Source organism: Variovorax glucosi, from assembly GCF_051216695.1.
Classification (GTDB): Bacteria; Pseudomonadota; Gammaproteobacteria; order Burkholderiales; family Burkholderiaceae_C; genus Variovorax.
This window is the reverse complement of the sequence record NZ_JBPJZE010000001.1, coordinates 672,200-692,467: the sequence shown is the minus strand read 5'-3', so window position 1 is coordinate 692,467 and position 20,268 is coordinate 672,200. Positions and strand designations below refer to the sequence as shown.

Genomic DNA, 20,268 nt, shown 5'->3' with positions numbered 1-20,268 from the left:
CCCGATGCAACGCTCCTCCTTACGCGCCACCCAGGCGCTGCTGGCCCTTTCCGCCGTTTCGGCCGCTTCAATCCTCGCTTCATGCGGCGGTGACGGCGGCACCTCCGTCAGCGACACCGCAGACGTTCGCGTCAAGGCGGCGTGGGTCGAGATCGGTCCGAACGGCCAGACCATTGCGCGTGCCATCACATCGGCCGACACCTGCCCGACGATCGCCGTGGATGCCAATGCCGCCGTCATGACCTTGCGTGCTGCTGCGGGTACGCCGGCACAACGCACGACGGCGAGCGACGCCGCGGATTCCAAGCCATCGGCCTTTCCGGTCACGACATGCGAAACCGTCGTGAAACCCGGTGCCACGGCCGTGAGCGTCGCCGGCCGACTGCTTCCGCTGCCGAAGTCGGAACCGCAGCGCATCGCCGTCCTGGCCGACACCGGCTGCCGCATGAAGAAAGCCGACAACGCATTCCAGGCCTGCAACGACGGCATCGCGTGGCCGTTCGCGACCATCGCAGCCACGGTTGCGGCAATGAAACCCGATCTGGTGATGCACATCGGCGATTACCACTACCGCGAGAACGCCTGCCCGCAGGACATCGCCGGGTGCAAGGACAGCGCCTGGGGTTACGGCTGGGACACCTGGGAGGCCGACCTGTTCAAGCCGGCGGCATCGCTGCTGGCGGCAGCGCCCTGGGTCTTTGCGCGCGGCAACCATGAGGAATGCGCGCGCGCCGGCCAGGGCTGGATGCGTTTTCTCGATGTGCGCAGCTACGGCGCGACGCTCAGCTGCGACAGCCCGGCCAACGACAACGCGGCCAATTTCAGCGATCCATACACCGTCGCGTTGGGCGCGGACACGCAGGTCGTGATCTTCGATTCGGCCAAGGCGGGCACGGCTGCGTTCGGCGCCAGCGACTTCAAGTTCCCGATCTACCAGGCACAGTTCCGCACGGTGGCGAAGCTGGTGGCCGACACCACGAAAACCTCGCTGTTCGCCAATCACCATCCGATTCTGGCTTTCGCGCCGATCGCCGGCGGCTCGCCGGCGCCCGGCAACAACGGGCTGCAGGCGGTGATGCGGTCGCTCAACCCGGTGGCCTACTACCCGGACGGCGTGAAGATCGCGCTGCACGGCCATGTGCACGACTTCCAGGCCCTCAACTTCAGCAGCGCGCATCCCGCCACGTTCGTTACCGGCAACGGCGGCGACAACGTCGACGTCAATCTGCCCGATCCGTTCCCTGCCGGACTCACGCCAGCGCCGGGCGTGGTGCTCGACCGCATCACGCACACCAACACCTTCGGCTTCATGATGATGGAGCGCAGCGGCTCGGTCTGGCTTTACAAGGCGTATACCCGCGACGGCAAGCTCTTGACGACGTGCGTGCCAGCAGGCTCGAAGATCAGCTGCGACAAGACCGGCTTCCTCGCGCCATGACGTTGCGCGGCGGATGCGCTGGCCTGGTCTGGGTCGTTCTTGCGCTGGCGACCGGGACGGCGTGCGCCGAAACGGTCGCTGCGGATGTGCCTCGGCTCGTCGGCCATGTCGGCGACACGCCGCAGTACGCTGCCATCGTTTCCGCCGCTCGCCCACTTGCGCAGCCGATTCCCGAGCGAATCGCGCTCGGTCGGCAGCTATTCGGCGACATCCGGCTGTCGCAGCCCAGAGGCACCAGCTGCGCGAGTTGTCATGACCCGGCCCAGGCGTTCTCCAGCTTCAACGGCGGCCGCGACGGCGTGGCCGGCGGCAGCATCCGCAGCCGGCTCGGCACGCGCAACCCGCCTTCGCTGACCTATGCACGCTACCTTCCGCCGCTCTATTTCTACCAGGACGATGACGCGCAAGTGCCCGCACCCTTCGGCGGCCTGATGCTGGACGGCCGCGCCGACACGGTTGCCCAGCAAGTAAAGGAGCCGTTGCTGGCCCGCCACGAGATGAATCTCGGCACCGCCCGTGCGGCGGCCCGGCGGCTGAACGAGTCCGGCTATCGAAAAGCTTTCGAGGCGCAGTTTGGCGTCGGCGTGCTGGACGACCCGTCGCGTGCGATGAAGGCGTTCGGGAGCAGCCTGGAGGCGTACCTGCAGAGCGACGAACTCTCGCCGTTCGATTCGCGCTTCGACGAATCGCTGCGTGGGAAGCCGTCGATGAGTCTGGAGGAACGCCGCGGACTGGCGATCTTTCGCAATCCGGACCAGGGCAATTGCGCGTCGTGCCACAGCGTCAGCGTGACCTCGAACAATCCGGCGCGATCCTTGTTCACCGATTTCGGCTACGAAGCCCTGGGCGTGCCGCGCAACCGGAAACTGCCCTCGAATGCGCGACCCGATGCTTTCGACCTCGGCCTGTGCCGCACCGCCGAAGCGCGCCGCTGGCCGGAGAGCGAAGCGTGGTGCGGCTATTTCCGCACGCCGAGCCTGCGCAACGTCGCCGTGCGCCAGCGCTTCATGCACAACGGCGTATTCACCTCGCTGCGCGATGCCGTGCGCTTCTACGCCACGCGATCGACCGCGCCGGCCGACTGGTACGGCAAGCATCCGGTTTTCGACGACCTTCCCGAAGCGATGCGCGGCAACGTCAACATCGTGAGCACGCCGCTCAACCGCCGCGTCGGCAGCACGCCCGCACTGAGCGAAGCCGATATCGATGCGCTCGTCGCGTTCCTCGGCACGCTGACCGACAAGCGTTACGTCGGCGCCGGCGTCTTGGGCTTGAAGTCGCAATAGGCCGCTACCGCGCATTCCCAGCAGCGCGGCTTGCGCGCCACGCAGATGTAGCGACCATGCAGGATCAGCCAGTGGTGCGCATGCAGACGGTAGGCCGGCGGCACGCGTTTCTCCAGCTTCAGCTCGACGATCAGCGGGGTCTTGCCCGGCGCCAGTCCGGTGCGGTTGCCGACGCGGAAGATGTGCGTGTCGACCGCCATCGTAGGCTCGCCGAAAGCCACGTTCAGAACGACATTCGCTGTCTTCCGCCCGACGCCCGGCAGCGCCTCGAGCTCCGCGCGCTGGCGCGGCACCTCGCCGCCGTGCAGGTCGACCAGCATCCGGCAGGTCGCCATCAGGTGCTTCGCCTTGCTGCGGTACAGGCCGATGGTCTTGATGTAGCTCTCCAGCTCGTCGATGCCCAGATCGAGGATCGCCTGCGGCGTGTTCGCCACCGGATAGAGCTTGCGCGTCGCCTTGTTGACGCTGATGTCGGTCGCCTGCGCGGATAAAAGCACTGCAGCCAGCAACTCGAACGGCGAGTCGTACTGGAGTTCGGTCTCGGGTGTCGGGTTGGCCGCCTGCAGCAAGGCGAAGAAGGATTCGATGGCGTCTTTTTTCATGGCGTCACAAAGCGGACAGAGGGGCGGGTTCGTTGCCTTGAAGGCGCTGCGCGGTCGTCGTCATGCCGTCGAAGATCGACTCTGCCAGCGCGGGCGGGAAGCCCGGCGGCAGTTCCGACTCGACGGTGCGCAGCACGTCCGGCAGCTGGGCGGAAATCTCGTCGCCCAGCGCGCGCGCATCGCCCAGGCCTGCCTGTTTCGCGACGCCGTCCCAATGCCGCGCCTGGATGTCGGTCAGGCCCCAGTGCGCGCTCTTGGCGCGCAGCGCCATCGCGAGCCTGGCCTTCTGTCTGGCCAGCTGGTTGGCGCCATCGCCGATGATCGGCCAGGCCGAGAAAACGTCGTAGAAGGGCGTGAGCCGGTAGCCGTCGCCGCGCTCCAGGAAGATCGAGAAGTTCTTCGCGTGTCCGTCGGTCGCGGCCAACAGCCAGAAGATCATCTGCGCTTTCACGAAGGCGGTCTTGTCGGCCAACGCGTTCGCGCTGGCGTCGAGTACGCGCAGGATGTCGCGCATGCCGGGGCCGCCGTCGGTCTCGTATTTCTGTGCGCCGGGCATGCCGAGCGCCTGACAGAAGTCTTCCTGCGGAAGACGGGCGATCCATTCGGCGTCGGTTCCGGCGTTCTGCAGCACGCGGTCGAAGCGGCGCACCGCCAGCACCTTGCGTTCGCCGAAGGTGGCGATGTCGCAATGCGCGGTCGGCAGGCCGAAGGCCGTCATCACGCGCGAGCAGAGCCATTCGTTCTCGACCGACTGCTGCATGTCGGCCTGCATGTTGCCGACCAGGCCGAGCGGCAGCTTGAGGATGTGCGTGGTCGGCGTGGCGCCGAGCGGGCGGAACCAGGCGTCGCCGCGCCGCAGCAGCGCCGTCTTCTCCTGCGCGCCGGCGATGGCGATGCGGAATTCGTCGTCGTCGCGCTGGCCCGGCACGCGACCGGTGGCGAGCGCTGCGTCGATCGCGCGCTCGACGCCGGCGTCGTCGAGCGCTTCGGCCTCGATGCGGTCGAAGCCGACCGGCTCAATGCCGGGCTCCAGCAACTGCACCGCGCCCACGCATTCGCGGCCGATGGCTGTCAGCAAGTCGAATGCGTCGGTGCTCGCGGTGGCGAACCTGCCCTGCACCCGACGCCGGATGCTGTCGTTGTCGGGCAGCAGATTGTCGAAATAGTTCTGCACGACCGGGCCACGCAGCGGCACGTTGCCGGGCGTCAACGGCAGCGACAGCGACAGCCGGCGCGCGGCCGGGGAGGCGATCCATTCGTCCGCGTACTGGAAGCGATGCTCGCCTTCGCGCACCGCCCATTCGCCGACGATCTGCCCGTTGGCCCAAACCACCAGCGGATGCGGATGGCGGGCGCCGCGGCCGCGTTTCTTTGGGCTCACCATGAGGCTCCTCCAGATGAAGGTTCGGCACGCATCGCCTCGGTGGCCGGCATTTCTTCAAGCACCAGCCGATGGCCCATGAGCGCGACGAGGCGGGAGATCTGGTCGAAGCTGGTCACGCCCGGAGCCGACTCGATGCGGGCGACGCGCTTCTGGTTCACGCCCAGCCGTTCGCCGAGTTCTGCCTGCGTGAGGTGGCGAGACTGCCGCAGCGAACGGAGCAGAGTGCTCAGCTGCTGGCTGGTTTCGAGGGGGTATTGCACAAGCTACTACCTTGGAGTGGTAATGCCAGATTACTATTCTTGAGTGGTAAAGTCAATTCACTACCTTTGAGTGGTATTGGCATGTCCGACCCGCCGCAACGACAATAGCGGCCCAGAAAGTGAGTTACCCGTCATGCAATTCGCCTCCCGCCTCGACAACGTCGAAACCTCCGCCATCCGCGAACTCTTCAAGCTGCTCGGCACGCCCGGCATCATCAGCTTCGCCGGCGGATTCCCGGACAGCGCGATGTTCGACGTCGAAGGTTTGAAAGAAGCCAGCGCCCGGGCGCTCGACGAGGAACCTGGCGCTGCGCTGCAGTACGGCGCCACAGAAGGCTACGAGCCGCTCCGCACGCAGTTGTCGGCTTTCATGAACACCAAGGGCGTCGACGTCGACCCGAGCGGCCTGATCGTCACCACCGGCAGCCAGCAGGCGCTCGATTTGCTTGGCAAGACGATGATTTCACCCGGCGACAAGGTGATCGTCGAAGGCCCGACCTTCCTCGCGACCATCCAGTGCTTCCGTCTCTACGGCGCGCAGTTGATCAGCGCGCCCGTCGACGCGAACGGCGTCAGGACCGACGAGCTCGAAAAGCTCATCGCCGAGCACAAGCCGAAATTCGTCTACCTGATCCCGACCTTCGGCAATCCGAGCGGCGCGATGCTGAGCCTGGAGCGTCGGAAGAAGGTGCTTGAAATGGCCGTCAAGTACCAGACGCTGATCGTCGAGGACGACCCGTACGGCGACCTTTATTTCGACAAGGCGCCGCCGCCGTCGATCCTCGCCTTGTCGAAGGAAGTTCCGGGCAGCCGCGAATTGATCGCCTATTGCGGCAGCCTGAGCAAGGTGCTGAGTCCCGGCCTGCGCATCGGCTGGATGATCGCGCCGGCAGAGTTGCTGTCGAAGGCGACGATGTGCAAGCAGTTCAGCGATGCGCACACCAGCACTTTCGCGCAGGCCACCGCAGCGCAATACCTGAAAAGCGGCCGCATGCCGGCGACGCTGGCCAACGTGCGCAAAGTCTACGGTGAGCGTGCGCTGGCGATGGGCGCTGCGCTGAAGCGCGAACTCGGCGATGCGATCGAATTCACGCAGCCGGTCGGCGGATTGTTCTTCTGGGCCCGTCTGACGGGTGCGAACGACAAGTCGAACGATGCGACGGCATTCGCGAAGAAAGCCATCGCGCAACTCGTGGCTTTCGTGCCCGGCGCGCCGTTCTACGCCGAGAACCCCGACCTCGCGACCCTGCGTCTGAGTTTCGCGACGGCCAATGTGGAGAAGATCGAAGAGGGTATCGCCCGCCTGGGCAAGGCGCTCTGATCCTGCTCGTTCACGGCGAACGGTGAAGCCTCGGCGCCGACAGAAGCGCCAGGTTGTCGACGATCGCCGCGTCCAGGTCCTTCCATTTGCCGGACAGGCGGGACAGCGTCATCACCGTCTGCAGCGCCTTCAGGTCCTTCACGCTCGGCGCGACCTTGATCTGCGCGATCGCGGCGGCTCTGTTGCCGCCGTGGACCAATGCCATCACCTTGCCTGCCCAATCGTTTGCGCGCGCCATGTATTCACCTGTTTCCTGTTTAGCCATCGAATGTAAACGGCGAATCTCGCAGCCTGAGTTCACAGATTTATAGAATCACCCATGAAAAAGACGTTCCAACTTCACATCGACGGCAAGAACCCGGACCGGGTTCTTGAAGCCGTCAAGCACGAGATCCGCAAATACGTCAAATGCGAACGCCGCCGCGATCTGCCCGAAGGCGTGGACTTCTGGGATTTCGACTGCAGGTTCGGCACTACGCAAGAGGCCGCCGAGCCGGTGCATCTTTCGGCCATCACCGGGCTGATCGACGGCGTGGTCGCCGAATCGGGCAAGCAGTTCTATGTCGAGATTCTCGCCAAGCATGGCGTCCGGCAGGCTCGCCCCGACGGTGAAGCCGGCGAGAAGCGTCCGCGTCGCAAAACCGCCGTCAATGAACTTGACGACCTTGACGATCTGGAAGGCTAGACCAGCACTTCCAGCAGCCGGTCGAGCCCGCCTTCGTTGATCGCGACCATCGCCTGTTCGCGGACTTTCGGCTTTGCATGGAATGCGACAGACAGGCCTGCAGCACCCATCATCGGCAGGTCGTTGGCACCGTCGCCGACTGCGATGGTCTGCGATGCGGAAATTCCCATCAGCGAAGCCAGTTCCAGCAACGTGCGGCGCTTCTCGGCGCCGTCGCAGATATCGCCCCAGGATTGCGTCATCACCCGACCGGTGAGTTTTCCATCCGCTTCTTCCAGCAGGTTGGAGCGTGCGAAATCGATGCCAAGACGCGCCTTCACCCGGTCCGCGAAGAAAGTGAAGCCGCCGGAAACCAGCAGCACCTTCATTCCCGCAGCCTTGCAGGCTGCCACCAGCGTTTCTGCGCCGGGATTGAGGTGCAGGCGCTCGTCGTAGACGTTCTGCAGCGCCGTGACCGGTACGCCTTCGAGCAGCGCCACGCGGCGCGTCAGGCTCTCCTTGAAATCCCTGATCTCGCCGCGCATCGTCGCTTCGGTAATGGCGGCGACTTCGGCCTTCTTGCCGATGGCGTCTGCGATCTCGTCGATGCACTCGATGTCGATCAGCGTCGAATCCATGTCGAAGGCGATGAGCTTGAAGTCGGCGAGGCGCAGAGGGGGGGTGAAGCCGCGCAGGACGAGGCCGGGGCCGGCGGACAGCGAAGTGGGGGAGGTCGTCATTTGAAAAAACTCAGGAGAGGGCGGTTGCGTCGCGCAGCCAGTTTTCGATCTGCAGGCCGGGGACTCGGCGGAATTCGTCATCGTTGTCGGTGACGAGTACGGCATCGATGGAAAGTGCATGCGCAGCGATCAGCGTGTCGTTCGGTCCGATGGGTGTTCCCTGACGTTCAAGCGCATTGCGGATGGCCGCGTAATGCGCCACGACCGTCGTGTCGAGTGGCAATACGTCGATGCGCTGCATGACTTCGGCATAAGCCAATTCAAGTCGGCGCGACGGGCGTTTGGAGAGGCCGAACTCCAGTTCGCATTGCACCACGATGCTTGTCATGACTTTTCGACCAGTGTCCCGCGCGGTCATCACCCGCATTGCGGCGATGCCGGTCGCATCGCGCATGAAGTGGCTGATGATGTTGGTGTCGAGGAAAAGACTGCTGCTGTTCATCGGGTCGGTCACAGCACGATGTCGTCCAGCGGCAGCAAGCCTTCGTCGACATCGGGAAACTCGTCGTCGCAGGGGCCGAGAGCCTGGATTCGCTCCAGCGCCAGGACCAGGGCTGCCAACGTTCCTTTTTGCGGCTGCTCTGGAATCGGCTCGATGACCAACGTATTTCCGACCTTGCGGATGGTGGCATCGAGCGTCGGCAACTCGAATTCGCGCGGAATCCGCACCGCCTGATTCGCGCCGTTGCGGAACAGTCGCACGGTCCGCGACGGCGTCTCGACGGCATATGAAGCTGCCGGCTCCTCGACCTTGTGCGACGAGTTGGCTGGTGGTTGAGTCATGACGAATCTCCCTGGATGCAATCCGGCAAGTCTAGCCTATGCCTAGGCATAGGCCGATCAAAGAGTGCTTCGTCAGCCGACCACTGCCACCGCTGCAACCTCGACTTTCGGCTGTCCCAGCGACCGCAGTACATCGCGCACCATCTGCGCCCGGTCCTTCGGCTCCTTCAGCTCACGCTCGATGCGCAGCTTCTCGTTCCCGGCCAGCTTGATGTGCTTGTTCTTCTGGATCAGATGAATGATCGCCATCGAATCTACCGGCGGATCCTTCTTGAAGGTGATGTTGATCACCCCCGGCGCCGCATCGACCTTGACCACGCCGTACGGCCGCGCCAGCACACGCAGGCGATGCACGTCGATCAGCGTCTGCGCCTGCACCGGCAGCTTGCCGAAGCGGTCGACGATCTCTTCGAGCAGCGTGTCGATCTGGTCGGAGGTCTTCGCGGTCGCGAGCTTCTTGTAGAACGACAGCCGCAGATGCACGTCGCCGCAGTAGTCGTCCGGCAGCAGGGCTGGCGCGTGCAGATTGATCTCGGTGGTGACCGACAGCGGCGCCAGCAGATCGGGTTCGTGCCCGGCCTTCAGCGAACGCACGGCTTCGCCGAGCATCTCGTTGTAGAGTTGGAAACCGATCTCCATCATGTTGCCGCTCTGGTTCTCGCCCAGCACTTCGCCGGTACCGCGGATTTCCAGATCGTGCATCGCCAGGTAGAAGCCGGAGCCGAGTTCCTCCATCTGCTGGATCGCGTCCAGACGCTGGGCGGCATGCTTGGTCAGGCCTTCGATGTCCGGCACCATGAGATAGGCGTAAGCCTGGTGGTGCGAACGTCCGACCCGGCCGCGCAACTGGTGTAGCTGCGCCAAGCCGAACTTGTCGGCGCGGCTCATCACGATGGTGTTGGCGGTCGGCACGTCGATGCCGGTCTCGATGATGGTCGAGCACAGCAGGATGTTGAAGCGCTGCGCCACGAAATCGCGCATGACTGCTTCCAGCTGGCGCTCGGGCATCTGGCCGTGGGCGACGGCGATGCGGGCTTCGGGCAGAATTTCTTCCAGCTTCTGGCGCCGGTTCTCGATCGTCTCGACCTCGTTGTGCAGGAAATAGACCTGCCCGCCGCGCTTCAGCTCGCGCAGCACGGCCTCGCGGATCACGCCGTTGCCCTCGGTGCGCACGAATGTCTTGATCGCCAGCCGACGCTGCGGTGCGGTGGCGATCACGCTCAGGTCACGTAGGCCTTCGAGCGCCATGCCGAGTGTGCGCGGAATCGGCGTCGCGGTCAGCGTCAGCACGTCGACCTCGGCGCGGATCGCCTTCATCGCCTCCTTGTGGCGCACGCCGAAACGGTGCTCCTCGTCGATGATGAGCAGGCCCAGGTTCTTGAAGTCGATCGACGGCGACAGCAGCTTGTGCGTGCCGACCACGATGTCGACGCTGCCGTCCGCCAGTCCCTTCGCCGCGGCGCTGATTTCCTTCGCCGAACGGAACCGGCTCATTTCCGCGACCTTGACCGGCCACTTGCCGAAACGGTCGACCAGCGTCTGGAAATGCTGCTCCGCCAGCAGCGTGGTCGGCGCGAGAAAGGCCACCTGCTTGCCACCGGTGATCGCGATGAAGGCGGCACGCAATGCGACTTCGGTCTTGCCGAAGCCCACGTCGCCGCAGACCAGCCGGTCCATCGGCTGCGGCGAGATCATGTCCTGGATCACGGCGTGGATCGCGGCCTTCTGGTCGGCGGTTTCGTCGAAGCCGAAGTCGTTGGCGAACACTTCGTAGTCGGCTGCCGAATAGCGGAAGGCGTGGCCCTGGCGCGCGGCGCGGCGGGCGTAGATGTTGAGCAGCTCCGCCGCCGAATCGCGGATCTGCTCCGCAGCCTTGCGCTTCGCCTTATCCCACTGGCCGGAGCCGAGCTTGTGCAGCGGCGCTTCGTCGGCGCTGACGCCGGTGTAGCGGCTGATCTGGTGCAGCTGGCTCACCGGCACGTAGAGCGTGGCCTTGTCGGCGTATTCCAGGTGCAGCATTTCCTGCAGCAGCGGCTTGCCCTCGGCGTCCTTGCCCTGGCCCAGGTCCATGTTGATCAGCCCACGGTAGCGGCCGATGCCGTGGGCCGTGTGGACGATCGGATCGCCGACGTTGAGCTCCGACAGGTCCTTGATCAGCGCCTCCACATCGCTGACCTGCTCCTGCCGCTTGTTGCGGCGGCGGGTGGTCGGCGCGCTGGCGAAAAGCTCGGTCTCGGTGACCAGATCGATGCCGCGCTCGCGCCACGCGAAGCCCGAAGCGAGCGCGGCGGTGGCGATGCCGATCTTTTCGCTGTCGTCGGCTTCGAATTCGAGCAGCGATTCGAAGACCGGCGGGCTGATGCCGCTGGCGCGCAGGAAATCCAGCAGGCTCTCGCGGCGACCGTCGCTTTCGGCGATCAGCAGCACGCGGTGCTTCGTGTCGCGGATGTGGTTCTTGAGCTTGACGAGCGGATCGTCCGCGCCGCGGACCACAGCCAGCGACGGGAGCGTTTCGAATTCGGCGAAGGGCGCGCCGTCGACGGGCTCTGTTTGCGCTGACCGGATCGCCAACTGCGCGTGCGGCTTCGCCCGCTGGTAGAACTGCTCCGCATTCAGGAACAGCGCTTCCGGCGGCAGCGCCGGGCGCTCCGGATCGCCGCGCACCAGCCGATAGCGCTCGGCCGTGTCCTGCCAGAAATGCTGGAACGCCGGCTCCATGTCGCCATGCAACACCACCGTTGCATCCGGGCCCAGATAGTCGAAAACGGTCGCCGTCTCCTCGAAGAACAGCGGCAGGTAGTACTCGATGCCGGCCGTCGCGACGCCATTGCCCATGTCCTTGTAGATGCGGCTGCGCGTCGGATCGCCTTCGAGCAGCTCGCGCCAGCGGCTGCGGAAACGCGCGCGCGCATCGTCGTCCATCGGAAACTCGCGGCCGGGCAGCAGACGCACTTCGGGCACCGGGTACAGGCTGCGCTGCGTGTCGGGGTCGAAGGTGCGGATCGAATCGATCTCGTCGTCGAACAGGTCGACCCGGAACGGCACCAGCGAGCCCATCGGGAACAGGTCGATCAGCCCGCCGCGCACCGCGTATTCGCCGGGGCTCACCACCTGCATAACGTGGCTGTACCCGGCCAGCGTCAGCTGCGCCTTCAGCTTCGACTCTTCGAGCTTCTGCTTCGTCTTGAAGTGGAAGGTGTAGCCGGCCAGGAACGACGGCGGCGCCAAGCGATAAAGCGCGGTCGTCGCCGGCACGAGGACCACGTCGGCCTCTTTCTGGCTGATGCGCCAGAGCGTGGCCAGCCGTTCGCTGATCAGGTCCTGGTGCGGCGAGAAGCTGTCGTAGGGCAGCGTTTCCCAGTCGGGAAACAGCGCGCAACGCAAATCGGGCGCGAAGAAGCGCAGTTCGTCGATCAGCCGCTGTGCATCGTTGGCATCGGCCGTGAAGATGGCGGTGGCGCGCCCGGCTTTCTTCTCGCGTTCGGCCAACTGGCCGAGCAGCAGGGCGTCGGCGGACAGCGGAGGACGCGGCAGCGTGAATCGCTTGCCAGCCGTGAGGGAAGGAAGATCCATGGAGTACCCGGAAAGGACAACGCAGAACACCCCGCGCGGTTGTGGCGAGGGGTGTGAAGTGCCCGATTCTAGAATGGGGACCCTCCCGCTGCAGATGCCCTTTCAGGCGTCCCCTCACCATGTCGGCCATGCCGTCGCCACACCCCGCCGCCCGTTATTTCGTGCTTATTCCGTGCGCCGGGTCCGGCAGTCGCGCAGGCCGAACCGGCGACACCGGTCCGAAGCAATACCGCCGCATCGCCGGCCGGCCGATGGTTGCGCACACGATCGATGCTTTCCGGGCGCTGGAGGATCGTTTCGCCGGGCTTGCGCTGGTGGTGTCCGAGAGCGACGATGAAGTCGTCGCTGCGCTGCCGGGCTTTCCGGGCAAAAATGAATATCTGTTGCGAGTCGGCGGCGCCAGCCGTGCATCGACGGTGTCCAACGGCCTGGCCGCCTTGCGCGAAGCCGGTGCCCGTGCCGACGACTGGGTGCTGGTGCACGACGCCGCACGTTGCCTGGTCACGCCGACGCAGATCGAAGCGCTGATCGCCGCCTGTGTGCACGATGCCGTCGGCGGCCTGCTCGCGCATCGCCTGCCGGACACGCTGAAGGTGGCAGCGCCCGACGGCCGCGTCGCCCGGACATTGACCCGCGCCGACAAATGGCTCGCACAGACGCCGCAGATGTTTCGCATCGGCCTGCTGTGCGAAGCACTCGAGCGTGCAGGAGACGTCGTCACGGACGAAGCTGGCGCAATCGAGCTGCAGGGTCTTGCGCCGCTGCTCGTGCCCGGCAGCGCTCAGAATTTCAAGATCACCTATCCCGAGGATTTCGAACTGGCCGAAGCGGTACTGCTCGGCCGGCGTAATCTCACGGAATCTCCATCCTCAATATGACCGCCATCTCCGTTTCCCAACCCTCTGCTTTCAACATCCGCGTCGGCGAGGGCTGGGACGTGCACCAGTTGGTCGAAGGCCGCAAATTGATCCTCGGCGGCGTCGAAGTGCCGCACGTCACCGGCTTGCTGGGTCATTCGGACGCTGACGTTCTTCTTCACGCGATCACCGACGCGCTGCTCGGCGGCGTCGGGCTGGGCGATATCGGTCGTCATTTTCCCGACACCGATGCGCAGTTTCGCGGTGCCGACTCCGCTGTGCTCCTGGCCGAAGCTGCGCGGCGTGTCCGCGAAAAAGGCTGGCAGATCGGCAATGTCGATGCGACCGTGATCGCGCAGGCACCGAAGCTGGCACCGCACATCCCGGCGATGTGCGCACGCATCGCCGACATGCTGGGCCTCGCGGCAGAGCAGGTCAACGTGAAGGCGAAGACGGCCGAGAAACTCGGTCCGGTGGGCGAGGGCAGGGCGATGGAAGCGCGCGCCGTCGCGCTGCTCCATCGCTGAACCGATGCCGACCTAGCGCTGGATCGCCGAGCGCGTATCCGGACGCCGGACGCCGGCTTCCGCCTTCGCGCTCATGGCGCGGGGCAGCCGGATGTGTGCTGCAAAACCGCGTCCCGGCGTGCTGGTCAGTGCAAAAGTGCCGCCCATGCGCTCGATGTTCTTGGCGACGATCGACAGCCCGAGCCCGGCACCGGCCGCCGAGGTCCGAGCCGCGTCGCCGCGAAAGAACGGCTTGGTCAGTTGCGACAGTGTGGCCGGCGGAACACCGGCGCCATGGTCGCGCACCTTGATCAGCACCGCATCGTCGTGCGCCTGCGCCTGGATCGTGACGTCCGCGACGCCGGTCGAGGGCGTCTGGCCGTAACGTCGCGCGTTCTCCACCAGATTGGAGATCACGCGCGTGATCTCGACCTCGTCCGCCATCACGCGCAGATCCGGCGCCACATCGATCTTGATCTTGATGTCGCCATGGTCTTCGACCGCATAGGTGCACGAATCGATGACGTCGCGCAGAAGGACCGGCTTGAAATCGACGTGGTCCGGACGCGCGTAGTCGAGGAACTTGTCAATGATCGAGTCGAGCTGGGCGATGTCGGCGGCCATGTGGTTGCGCGCGTCTTCGTCGGCAACGCTCATCTCGGTTTCCAGACGCAGGCGGGCCAGCGGCGTGCGCAGGTCGTGCGAGATGCCGGCCAGCATCACCGCGCGGTCCTGCTCGATCTTGGCAAGCTGGTCGGCCATCCGGTTGAAGCCGATGTTGACCGCCCGGATCTCATTGGTGCGTGCGCTTTCGTCGAGCCGATGCGCTTCGTATTCGCCCTCGCGCACCTGCCGCGTCGCCCGCGACAACTGCTTCAACGGCCGGTTGATGAAACGCGCGATGAGCGCGGCGCCTGCCAGCGACAGCACCATCGCCGTGATCAGCCAGACCAGCCAGGTCCTGCCACCGACATGGCTGAAGCGGGTCGGGTCGAGCAGCAGCCAGTAGGCGTCGCTTTCGATCGTGAAGCCGATCCACAGCCCCGACTCGTCGTTGACGCGGCTGGCCACGGTGGTGCCGTCGCCCAGCTGGTCGATCAGTTCGCTGGTGACATGCTGGTCGAGCGCACCGGTGGTGTAGGGCTCGAACCGGTCGACCGGTTCGCGCGGCAGGATGCGAACGCCCTCCTGGTCGGCCAGCGTCTTGATCAGCGAAGTTCGCGTGATGGCGTCCGAATAGACCAGCGCGGCGCGCGTCAGATTCACCAGCGAGGCGATCTGATGCGCGGTCTGTATGGCGCGCGGCTCGTATTCGAGCGCACGGAACGTCTGCAGCCAGGCGACCGTGCAGCCGAACAGCAGCAGTGCAAGCAGAAAGAATGTGCGCCAGAAGAGGCTGAAACCCAGCCGCAGGCCGACGCGTCGCTTGGTGAGGCTGCCCTCCAGCGGGCTCGGCATGGTGACCTGCGGACCGTCGTCGCCGCCGAGCGGATTCGGCTGGGTGCTGAACTGCCCCGGTTGCGAGCGCATCAGAACGCTCTACCCAGGCTTCCGATCACGCCGCGCCGTCCGGCACGAACACATAGCCGACGCCCCAGACCGTCTGGATGTAGCGCGGCGCGGCCGCGTCGGATTCGACCAGCTTGCGCAGGCGCGAGATCTGCACGTCCAGGCTGCGGTCGAAAGGTTCGAACTCGCGGCCGCGCGCCAGCTGGGCCAGCTTTTCGCGCGACAGCGGCTGGCGCGGATGGCGTACCAGCGCCTTGAGCATGGCGAATTCGCCGGTCGTGAGGGACAGCTCTTCGCCATCCTTTTTCAGGGTCCGTGAACCGAGATCGAAGCTGAAGGGGCCGAAGTTGACAGTCTCGTTGTCGGTCGAAGGCGCACCGGGGGCCTCGAGCGGCGGACGCCGGCGAAGCACCGCGTGGACGCGCGCCAGAAGTTCGCGAGGATTGAATGGCTTGCCCAGGTAATCGTCGGCACCGACTTCGAGGCCGACGATGCGGTCGACGTCTTCGCCCTTGGCCGTGAGCATGATGATCGGCGTGCGGTCGTTGGCTGCGCGCAGGCGGCGGCAGACCGAGAGTCCGTCCTCGCCCGGCATCATCAGGTCGAGCACGATCAGGTCGACGGTGTCGCGCAGGAGGATGCGGTTGAGGGCCTTGCCATCTTCCGCGACGATGACTTCGAAGCCTTCCTGCGTGAGGTAACGGCGAAGCAGGTCGCGAATGCGCGCGTCGTCGTCGACGATCACGACCTTGTCGGTGCGGGTGGTGGTTTGATTCATTTCTACAACGCTGAATTTGTAACAGCCGCGATTCTGAAGCCGTTAAGACCCCATAAATGTGCTTTTGCACTCGGTCTGACACTAAGTTACATAACTTGCCTTGCTGACCGTGACGTTGTTCCGCATGTCGAAAGGGGATGGCAAAGTCGCGTTGTCCACCTTTTTTGACGCAATGAATTCGACTTCCTACGCACTGCCTCTGCTTCTCGCTTATGCCTGCTCGCCCGGTTGGGCAGGGGGGCGCGACTTTCTTCGCATCAGCGACACACAGCGCAGCGAGACCCGTCGGGCGGTCGAGACGCATCGGGAATCCCAACGCGAAGAAGTGCAGCGCGAGGAGCAGGCTGCCGGGCGCCGACTGACGCCGGCGGAACTCGCGGAGCTTCGCAATCAGGTGCGGCAGCAGTGGTCGCCGCAGTCGGACGGTGCCAGCGTCGGCAAGGCCAGCGGGCCGGTCGATCACGGACCGGCACCGACGAAGGCGTCGACAATGCCCCGGAGTCATCGTCCATGACGCGGCCCGACTCGATAACGCCATTGAACAGAGGATTGCTACTTTGAAGATTTCCAGGTCGATCGCAGTTTCAGCCGCATCCAGCATGCTGGCTCTCGTCGCGCTTTCCGGCTCGGCCGTCGCGCAGACGCTGCCGGAGCCGCAGAACATCCTGCAACTCAGCGCCAGCGGCACCGTCGAGGTTCAGCAAGATCTGCTGAGCATCCGGCTCACGACCACGCGCGACGCGGCCGATGCCGCAACCGTGCAGGCCCAGCTGAAGACCGCGCTCGACGCAGCCCTCGTCGAGGCGCGCCGCAATGCGCAGCCCGGCCAGCTCGACGTGCGTACCGGCAATTTCAGCCTGTCGCCGCGCTATACCAAGGAAAGCAAGATCAGCGGCTGGCAGGGCTCGGCGGAACTGGTGCTCGAAGGACGCGACTTCCCGCGCATCACCCAGACCGCAGGTCGAATCAGCACGCTCGGAATCGGCGGCATCGGTTTTGGATTGAGCCGCGAGGAGCGCGCCAGAGTCGAGGTTCAGGCGCAGACGATCGCCATCGACAACTTCAAGCAGAAGGCGGTGGAACTGGCCAAGGGCTTCGGCTTCGCGGGCTATACGCTGCGCGAGGTTTCGGTCAATGCAAACGAGGGCGGTCCTATCCAGCCGCGCATGATGGCCGCGCAGGCGAAATCGTTCTCTGCCGACGCGCCGGTGCCGGTCGAAGCCGGCAAGACGACGGTGGTCGTCAACGTGTCCGGCGCGGTCCAGCTGAAGTAGCCGGATCAATTACGATGGCGTGAGCCCACCATCGAACCGGACCTCCGGGTCCGCCGCCTCCGTTATGACCCAGCCGTCCCTCTTCTTCGTACCCTGCAAAGATGCGCAGGACGGCCATCGCATGGCTTACTGGCAATGGGGCGACCCGCTGAGCGCGCACGTCGTCGTGTGCGTGCATGGCCTGACGCGGCAGGGACGCGATTTCGATGTGCTGGCGCAGACGATCGTCGCACGCGCCGGTGGCGACGTTCGCGTGATCTGCCCCGACATCGTCGGCCGCGGCCGCAGCGACTGGCTGACGCATGCCGACGGGTACCAGGTGCCGCTCTACGCTTCCGACATCGGCGCGCTGATGGCGAAGCTGCACGGCGAACAGCCCATCGCCAGGTTCGACTACGTCGGCACCAGCATGGGCGGCCTCATCGGACTGCTCGTAGCCGGCTACAAGGATTTTCCGCTGCCGACACCGGTCCACCGTTTCGTGATCAACGATGTCGGTCCGGCTCTCGACCCAGCAGCGCTCGCGCGGATCGGCGCATACGTCGGTGTCGGCGGCCGCTACGAGACGCTTCAGGACGCTGCCGATGCCATGTGGACGCTGGCAAGCAGCTTCGGTCCGCACACGCCCGAGGAGTGGCTGGCGCTGTCGCGGCACATGGTGGTGCCGGCATCGCAACGCAGCACCGACGGTTCGGCCCGGATTCTGGAAGATGTAGCCGGCGACGCTTCGCCCGATGCGTCCGGACCTTTCACGCCGCATTACGACCCCGCCATCGCCGTGCCGTTCCGTTCGATGACGCCGGAGTCGATCGCACAGGGCGAAGCGGCGATGTGGGCGCTCTACGACGCCATCACCGCACCGACGTTGCTGGTGCGCGGCGCCGACTCCGACCTGCTGACGCCGGCGACGGCCACCGCCATGACGCAGCGCGGTCCTCGGGCGCAGCGGATCGATTTCGAGGGCGTCGGTCATGCGCCGACATTCGTGGCCGCCGCACAGAGCGCAGCGGTGGTTTCCTTCCTGTTCGACTGAAATACGACGCCGGTGAAGCGCGATCCTTCCAGCATTCCCGCACAGGCACGCGCCCTGTCGGAACCGTTGACCGTGGACTATCCGCTCTCCGCAGCGACGGCCGACCGAACGCCGGTCATGGAGCACATGCTCGTCCGAGCCCGCGCTTTCGCCGAGCCTCTGATCGCCGACGAGACACTGGAAACCGGTGAGAACACCCTGGCGCATGCAGATGCAGTGGCAGCCATCGTCGCGGCGATGGGCGGTTCAGAGGCGATGCAGTCGGCCAGCTATCTCGTCTATTCGTGTCAGCACCTGAACCGGCCGCAGGAAGTGATCGCGAAGGTGTTCGGCGAGAACTTCGCGGCGCTGGCGGTCGAGACGACGAAGCTGGTGCACGTTCAGAAGCAGGCCCGCACTGCGACCGTCGGCGCGCACTCGGCCGATGGCACAGGCGCGCAGACAGAAAACGTGCGGAAGATGCTGCTGGCGTTCTCGCGCGACCTGCGCGTCGTCATGCTGCGACTGGCGTCGCGTCTGCAGACGCTGCGCCATGCGGCCGCAAGCCGTCAGCCCGTGCCGGAATCGGTCGCGCGCGAATCGCTGCAGGTGTTCGCGCCGCTGGCAAGCCGTCTGGGCATCTGGCAGGTGAAATGGGAGATCGAGGACCTTTCATTCCGATTCCTCGAGCCCGAGACCTATCAGCTGATCGCGCGGCTGCTCGACGAGAAACGCGTCGAACGCGAAGGCTACGTCGAACAGCTGCGCAGCCAGCTGGAGCATGAGCTGCGTGGCCAAGGCATCCGCGCCAATGTGCAGGGACGCCCCAAGAACATCTACAGCATCGTGAAGAAGATGCGCGGCAAGTCGCTGGATTTCGGGCAGGTTTTCGACATCCTCGCGCTGCGCGTAGTGGTGCCCGACGTCAAGGATTGCTACGGCGCTCTGGCGTGGGTCCATTCGCACTTCGAACCCATCGACGAGGAATTCGACGACTACATCGCGCGCCCGAAGGCAAACGGCTACCAGTCGCTGCACACCGTCGTGCGCAAGGTGGTGGACGAGAAGGCCGGAAAACCGATCGAGATCCAGATCCGCACCGAGCAGATGCACGACCATGCCGAGCACGGCGTGGCGGCGCACTGGGTCTACAAGGAAGCGGGCACCAAGGGATACGCAGGCGTCTGGTCTACCGGAGAGTACGACGCAAAGATCGCGGTCTTGCGGCAACTGCTGGCCTGGGAGCGCGATCTTTCGGGCGGTACGCAGGGGCAGGGGCTGTTCGACGATCGCATCTACGTGCTGACGCCGGACGCGGCCATCGTCGAGCTGCCGCAGGGCGCAACCGCGGTTGACTTCGCGTACACGGTGCACACCAGCCTGGGCCATCGCTGCCGCGGCGCGCGCATCGACGGCGTGATGGTGCCACTCAACACGCCGCTGCAGAACGGCCAGACGGTCGAGGTCATCGCAGCGAAGGAGGGCGGCCCTTCGCGTGACTGGCTCAATGCAGAGCTGGGCTACCTTGCCAGCCACCGTGCGCGTGCCAAGGTCCGTGCCTGGTTCAACGCGCAGGTGACGCACGAAACGGTAGCGCGTGGGCGCGAAGCCGTCGAGAAGGTATTGCAGCGCGAAGGAAAGACGTCGACCAAGCTGGAAGATCTTGCATCGCAGCTCGGCTTCAAGTCGGCCGACCATCTGTTCGAAGTGGTCGGCAAGGACGAATTCTCGCTGCGCAACATCGAGATGCTGCTGCGCCCGCAGGAGCCGCCGCCGGGTCCCGACGACGGTGTGCTGATCCGCAAGTCGCGCGGCAGCGAGCAGTCGGGCAAGGGCGGTGTGCTGGTCGTCGGTGTCTCGTCGCTCATGACTCAGCTCGCGAAGTGCTGCCGTCCGGCACCGCCGGATCCGATCGGCGGTTTCGTGACGCGCGGTCACGGTGTCAGCGTGCACCGCCTGGATTGCAGCAACTTCCGGACGATGGCTGCGCACACGGCGGAACGCGTGATCGACGTGGAATGGGGCACACCGAAAGCATCGGAAAGTTCGGTCTACGCGGTGGATGTCGCCGTCGAGGCCGCCGACCGACAAGGCCTCCTGCGCGACATCTCCGACGTATTGGCGCGGGAAAAGATGAATGTGATCGGCGTGCAGACGCAGTCGGTCAAAGGAACGGCCTGGATGACGTTCACGGTAGAAATCGCCGATACGGCACGCCTTCGACAGGTGCTCGGTGTCGTTGCAGCGGTTTCCGGTGTGCGATCTGCGCGCCGTCGCTGAT

At 65.2% G+C, this 20,268-nt stretch carries 20 protein-coding genes; 10 read left to right on the top strand and 10 right to left on the bottom strand.

Annotated features, from left to right (window positions below; translation table 11 throughout):
• Window positions 1-4 precede the first annotated feature (4 nt).
• The gene (locus ACSFA3_RS03355) at window positions 5-1,438 is read left to right on the top strand and encodes a metallophosphoesterase (RefSeq protein WP_435503973.1); all 1,434 of its coding nucleotides are present in this window, start codon (window positions 5-7) and stop codon (window positions 1,436-1,438) included.
• Window positions 1,435-2,724, top strand: a complete 1,290-nt coding sequence (locus tag ACSFA3_RS03350) for a cytochrome-c peroxidase (protein ID WP_435503972.1) — start codon at window positions 1,435-1,437, stop codon at window positions 2,722-2,724. The genes ACSFA3_RS03355 and ACSFA3_RS03350 overlap by 4 nt, the downstream gene beginning before the upstream one ends.
• On the opposite strand, the gene nth is transcribed toward ACSFA3_RS03350, so the two are convergent.
• Genes nth through ACSFA3_RS03335 form a run of 3 tightly spaced genes read right to left on the bottom strand, consistent with a single transcriptional unit; the run spans window position 2,685 to window position 4,970 of the window.
• Window positions 2,685-3,326: an endonuclease III gene (gene nth, locus ACSFA3_RS03345; RefSeq protein WP_435503971.1), complete on the bottom strand. Its 642-nt coding sequence runs from the start codon at window positions 3,324-3,326 to the stop codon at window positions 2,685-2,687. The genes ACSFA3_RS03350 and nth overlap by 40 nt on opposite strands.
• Before the next feature lie 4 nt (window positions 3,327-3,330).
• Window positions 3,331-4,707, bottom strand: coding sequence for a type II toxin-antitoxin system HipA family toxin (locus ACSFA3_RS03340; RefSeq protein ID WP_435503970.1), 1,377 nt, complete (start codon window positions 4,705-4,707; stop codon window positions 3,331-3,333).
• The gene (locus tag ACSFA3_RS03335; protein ID WP_435503969.1) at window positions 4,704-4,970 is read right to left on the bottom strand and encodes a helix-turn-helix domain-containing protein; all 267 of its coding nucleotides are present in this window, start codon (window positions 4,968-4,970) and stop codon (window positions 4,704-4,706) included. The genes ACSFA3_RS03340 and ACSFA3_RS03335 overlap by 4 nt, the downstream gene beginning before the upstream one ends.
• A gap of 133 nt (window positions 4,971-5,103) precedes the next feature.
• Here ACSFA3_RS03335 and ACSFA3_RS03330 point away from each other — a divergent pair, with 133 nt between their 5' ends.
• A complete protein-coding gene (locus ACSFA3_RS03330) occupies window positions 5,104-6,291 on the top strand; it encodes an aminotransferase-like domain-containing protein (RefSeq protein WP_435503968.1) in 1,188 nt (395 codons plus the stop codon).
• Window positions 6,292-6,301: 10 nt separating this feature from the next.
• On the opposite strand, the gene ACSFA3_RS03325 is transcribed toward ACSFA3_RS03330, so the two are convergent.
• Complete coding sequence (locus ACSFA3_RS03325; protein WP_435503967.1) at window positions 6,302-6,529, bottom strand: hypothetical protein; 228 nt, start codon at window positions 6,527-6,529, stop codon at window positions 6,302-6,304.
• A gap of 81 nt (window positions 6,530-6,610) precedes the next feature.
• Here ACSFA3_RS03325 and ACSFA3_RS03320 point away from each other — a divergent pair, with 81 nt between their 5' ends.
• Window positions 6,611-6,976 (top strand): DUF6172 family protein, encoded by a 366-nt coding sequence (locus ACSFA3_RS03320; RefSeq protein WP_435503966.1) that lies wholly within the window; start codon window positions 6,611-6,613, stop codon window positions 6,974-6,976.
• Here ACSFA3_RS03320 and serB read toward each other — a convergent pair.
• From serB to mfd, 4 genes are all read right to left on the bottom strand, one after another.
• Window positions 6,973-7,695, bottom strand: coding sequence for a phosphoserine phosphatase SerB (serB, locus tag ACSFA3_RS03315; RefSeq protein WP_435503965.1), 723 nt, complete (start codon window positions 7,693-7,695; stop codon window positions 6,973-6,975). The genes ACSFA3_RS03320 and serB overlap by 4 nt on opposite strands.
• A 10-nt stretch (window positions 7,696-7,705) precedes the next feature.
• Window positions 7,706-8,137: a type II toxin-antitoxin system VapC family toxin gene (locus ACSFA3_RS03310; RefSeq protein ID WP_435503964.1), complete on the bottom strand. Its 432-nt coding sequence runs from the start codon at window positions 8,135-8,137 to the stop codon at window positions 7,706-7,708.
• Between the two features lie 8 nt (window positions 8,138-8,145).
• Entirely contained in the window at window positions 8,146-8,478 is a 333-nt protein-coding gene (locus ACSFA3_RS03305; RefSeq protein ID WP_435503963.1) for an antitoxin, read from the bottom strand.
• Between the two features lie 72 nt (window positions 8,479-8,550).
• Window positions 8,551-12,051, bottom strand: coding sequence for a transcription-repair coupling factor (gene mfd / locus ACSFA3_RS03300; RefSeq protein ID WP_435503962.1), 3,501 nt, complete (start codon window positions 12,049-12,051; stop codon window positions 8,551-8,553).
• Between the two features lie 128 nt (window positions 12,052-12,179).
• On the opposite strand from mfd, the gene ispD reads away from it, so the two are divergent.
• Window positions 12,180-12,929, top strand: coding sequence for a 2-C-methyl-D-erythritol 4-phosphate cytidylyltransferase (gene ispD / locus ACSFA3_RS03295; protein ID WP_435503961.1), 750 nt, complete (start codon window positions 12,180-12,182; stop codon window positions 12,927-12,929).
• Window positions 12,926-13,435, top strand: a complete 510-nt coding sequence (ispF, locus tag ACSFA3_RS03290; RefSeq protein WP_435503960.1) for a 2-C-methyl-D-erythritol 2,4-cyclodiphosphate synthase — start codon at window positions 12,926-12,928, stop codon at window positions 13,433-13,435. Before ispD ends, ispF begins: the two co-directional genes overlap by 4 nt.
• Before the next feature lie 12 nt (window positions 13,436-13,447).
• On the opposite strand, the gene ACSFA3_RS03285 is transcribed toward ispF, so the two are convergent.
• Entirely contained in the window at window positions 13,448-14,872 is a 1,425-nt protein-coding gene (locus tag ACSFA3_RS03285; protein WP_435504948.1) for a sensor histidine kinase, read from the bottom strand.
• A gap of 97 nt (window positions 14,873-14,969) precedes the next feature.
• Complete coding sequence (gene ompR, locus ACSFA3_RS03280; protein ID WP_435503959.1) at window positions 14,970-15,701, bottom strand: osmolarity response regulator transcription factor OmpR; 732 nt, start codon at window positions 15,699-15,701, stop codon at window positions 14,970-14,972.
• A 172-nt stretch (window positions 15,702-15,873) separates the two neighbouring features.
• On the opposite strand from ompR, the gene ACSFA3_RS03275 reads away from it, so the two are divergent.
• From ACSFA3_RS03275 to ACSFA3_RS03260, 4 genes are all read left to right on the top strand, one after another.
• Window positions 15,874-16,215: a hypothetical protein gene (locus ACSFA3_RS03275; protein ID WP_435503958.1), complete on the top strand. Its 342-nt coding sequence runs from the start codon at window positions 15,874-15,876 to the stop codon at window positions 16,213-16,215.
• An 85-nt stretch (window positions 16,216-16,300) separates the two neighbouring features.
• Entirely contained in the window at window positions 16,301-16,975 is a 675-nt protein-coding gene (locus tag ACSFA3_RS03270; protein ID WP_435503957.1) for an SIMPL domain-containing protein, read from the top strand.
• Between the two features lie 64 nt (window positions 16,976-17,039).
• Window positions 17,040-18,008, top strand: a complete 969-nt coding sequence (locus ACSFA3_RS03265) for an alpha/beta fold hydrolase (protein ID WP_435503956.1) — start codon at window positions 17,040-17,042, stop codon at window positions 18,006-18,008.
• A gap of 117 nt (window positions 18,009-18,125) precedes the next feature.
• Window positions 18,126-20,267 (top strand): RelA/SpoT family protein, encoded by a 2,142-nt coding sequence (locus tag ACSFA3_RS03260; RefSeq protein ID WP_435504947.1) that lies wholly within the window; start codon window positions 18,126-18,128, stop codon window positions 20,265-20,267.
• Window position 20,268: the final 1 nt, after the last annotated feature.

Bases quoted from the DNA above. Each gene is read 5' to 3' on its own strand.
- mfd (WP_435503962.1), bottom strand. From the start codon at position 12,051: ATGGATCTTCCTTCCCTCACGGCTGGCAAGCGATTCACGCTGCCGCGT.
- ACSFA3_RS03350 (WP_435503972.1), top strand. From the start codon at position 1,435: ATGACGTTGCGCGGCGGATGCGCTGGCCTGGTCTGGGTCGTTCTTGCG.
- ACSFA3_RS03325 (WP_435503967.1), bottom strand. From the start codon at position 6,529: ATGGCGCGCGCAAACGATTGGGCAGGCAAGGTGATGGCATTGGTCCAC.
- ACSFA3_RS03310 (WP_435503964.1), bottom strand. From the start codon at position 8,137: ATGAACAGCAGCAGTCTTTTCCTCGACACCAACATCATCAGCCACTTC.
- ACSFA3_RS03320 (WP_435503966.1), top strand. From the start codon at position 6,611: ATGAAAAAGACGTTCCAACTTCACATCGACGGCAAGAACCCGGACCGG.
- ispF (WP_435503960.1), top strand. From the start codon at position 12,926: ATGACCGCCATCTCCGTTTCCCAACCCTCTGCTTTCAACATCCGCGTC.
- ACSFA3_RS03355 (WP_435503973.1), top strand. From the start codon at position 5: ATGCAACGCTCCTCCTTACGCGCCACCCAGGCGCTGCTGGCCCTTTCC.
- nth (WP_435503971.1), bottom strand. From the start codon at position 3,326: ATGAAAAAAGACGCCATCGAATCCTTCTTCGCCTTGCTGCAGGCGGCC.
- ACSFA3_RS03270 (WP_435503957.1), top strand. From the start codon at position 16,301: ATGCTGGCTCTCGTCGCGCTTTCCGGCTCGGCCGTCGCGCAGACGCTG.
- ACSFA3_RS03330 (WP_435503968.1), top strand. From the start codon at position 5,104: ATGCAATTCGCCTCCCGCCTCGACAACGTCGAAACCTCCGCCATCCGC.
- ispD (WP_435503961.1), top strand. From the start codon at position 12,180: ATGCCGTCGCCACACCCCGCCGCCCGTTATTTCGTGCTTATTCCGTGC.
- serB (WP_435503965.1), bottom strand. From the start codon at position 7,695: ATGACGACCTCCCCCACTTCGCTGTCCGCCGGCCCCGGCCTCGTCCTG.
- ACSFA3_RS03260 (WP_435504947.1), top strand. From the start codon at position 18,126: ATGGAGCACATGCTCGTCCGAGCCCGCGCTTTCGCCGAGCCTCTGATC.
- ACSFA3_RS03285 (WP_435504948.1), bottom strand. From the start codon at position 14,872: ATGCCGAGCCCGCTGGAGGGCAGCCTCACCAAGCGACGCGTCGGCCTG.
- ACSFA3_RS03305 (WP_435503963.1), bottom strand. From the start codon at position 8,478: ATGACTCAACCACCAGCCAACTCGTCGCACAAGGTCGAGGAGCCGGCA.
- ACSFA3_RS03275 (WP_435503958.1), top strand. From the start codon at position 15,874: ATGAATTCGACTTCCTACGCACTGCCTCTGCTTCTCGCTTATGCCTGC.
- ACSFA3_RS03265 (WP_435503956.1), top strand. From the start codon at position 17,040: ATGACCCAGCCGTCCCTCTTCTTCGTACCCTGCAAAGATGCGCAGGAC.
- ompR (WP_435503959.1), bottom strand. From the start codon at position 15,701: ATGAATCAAACCACCACCCGCACCGACAAGGTCGTGATCGTCGACGAC.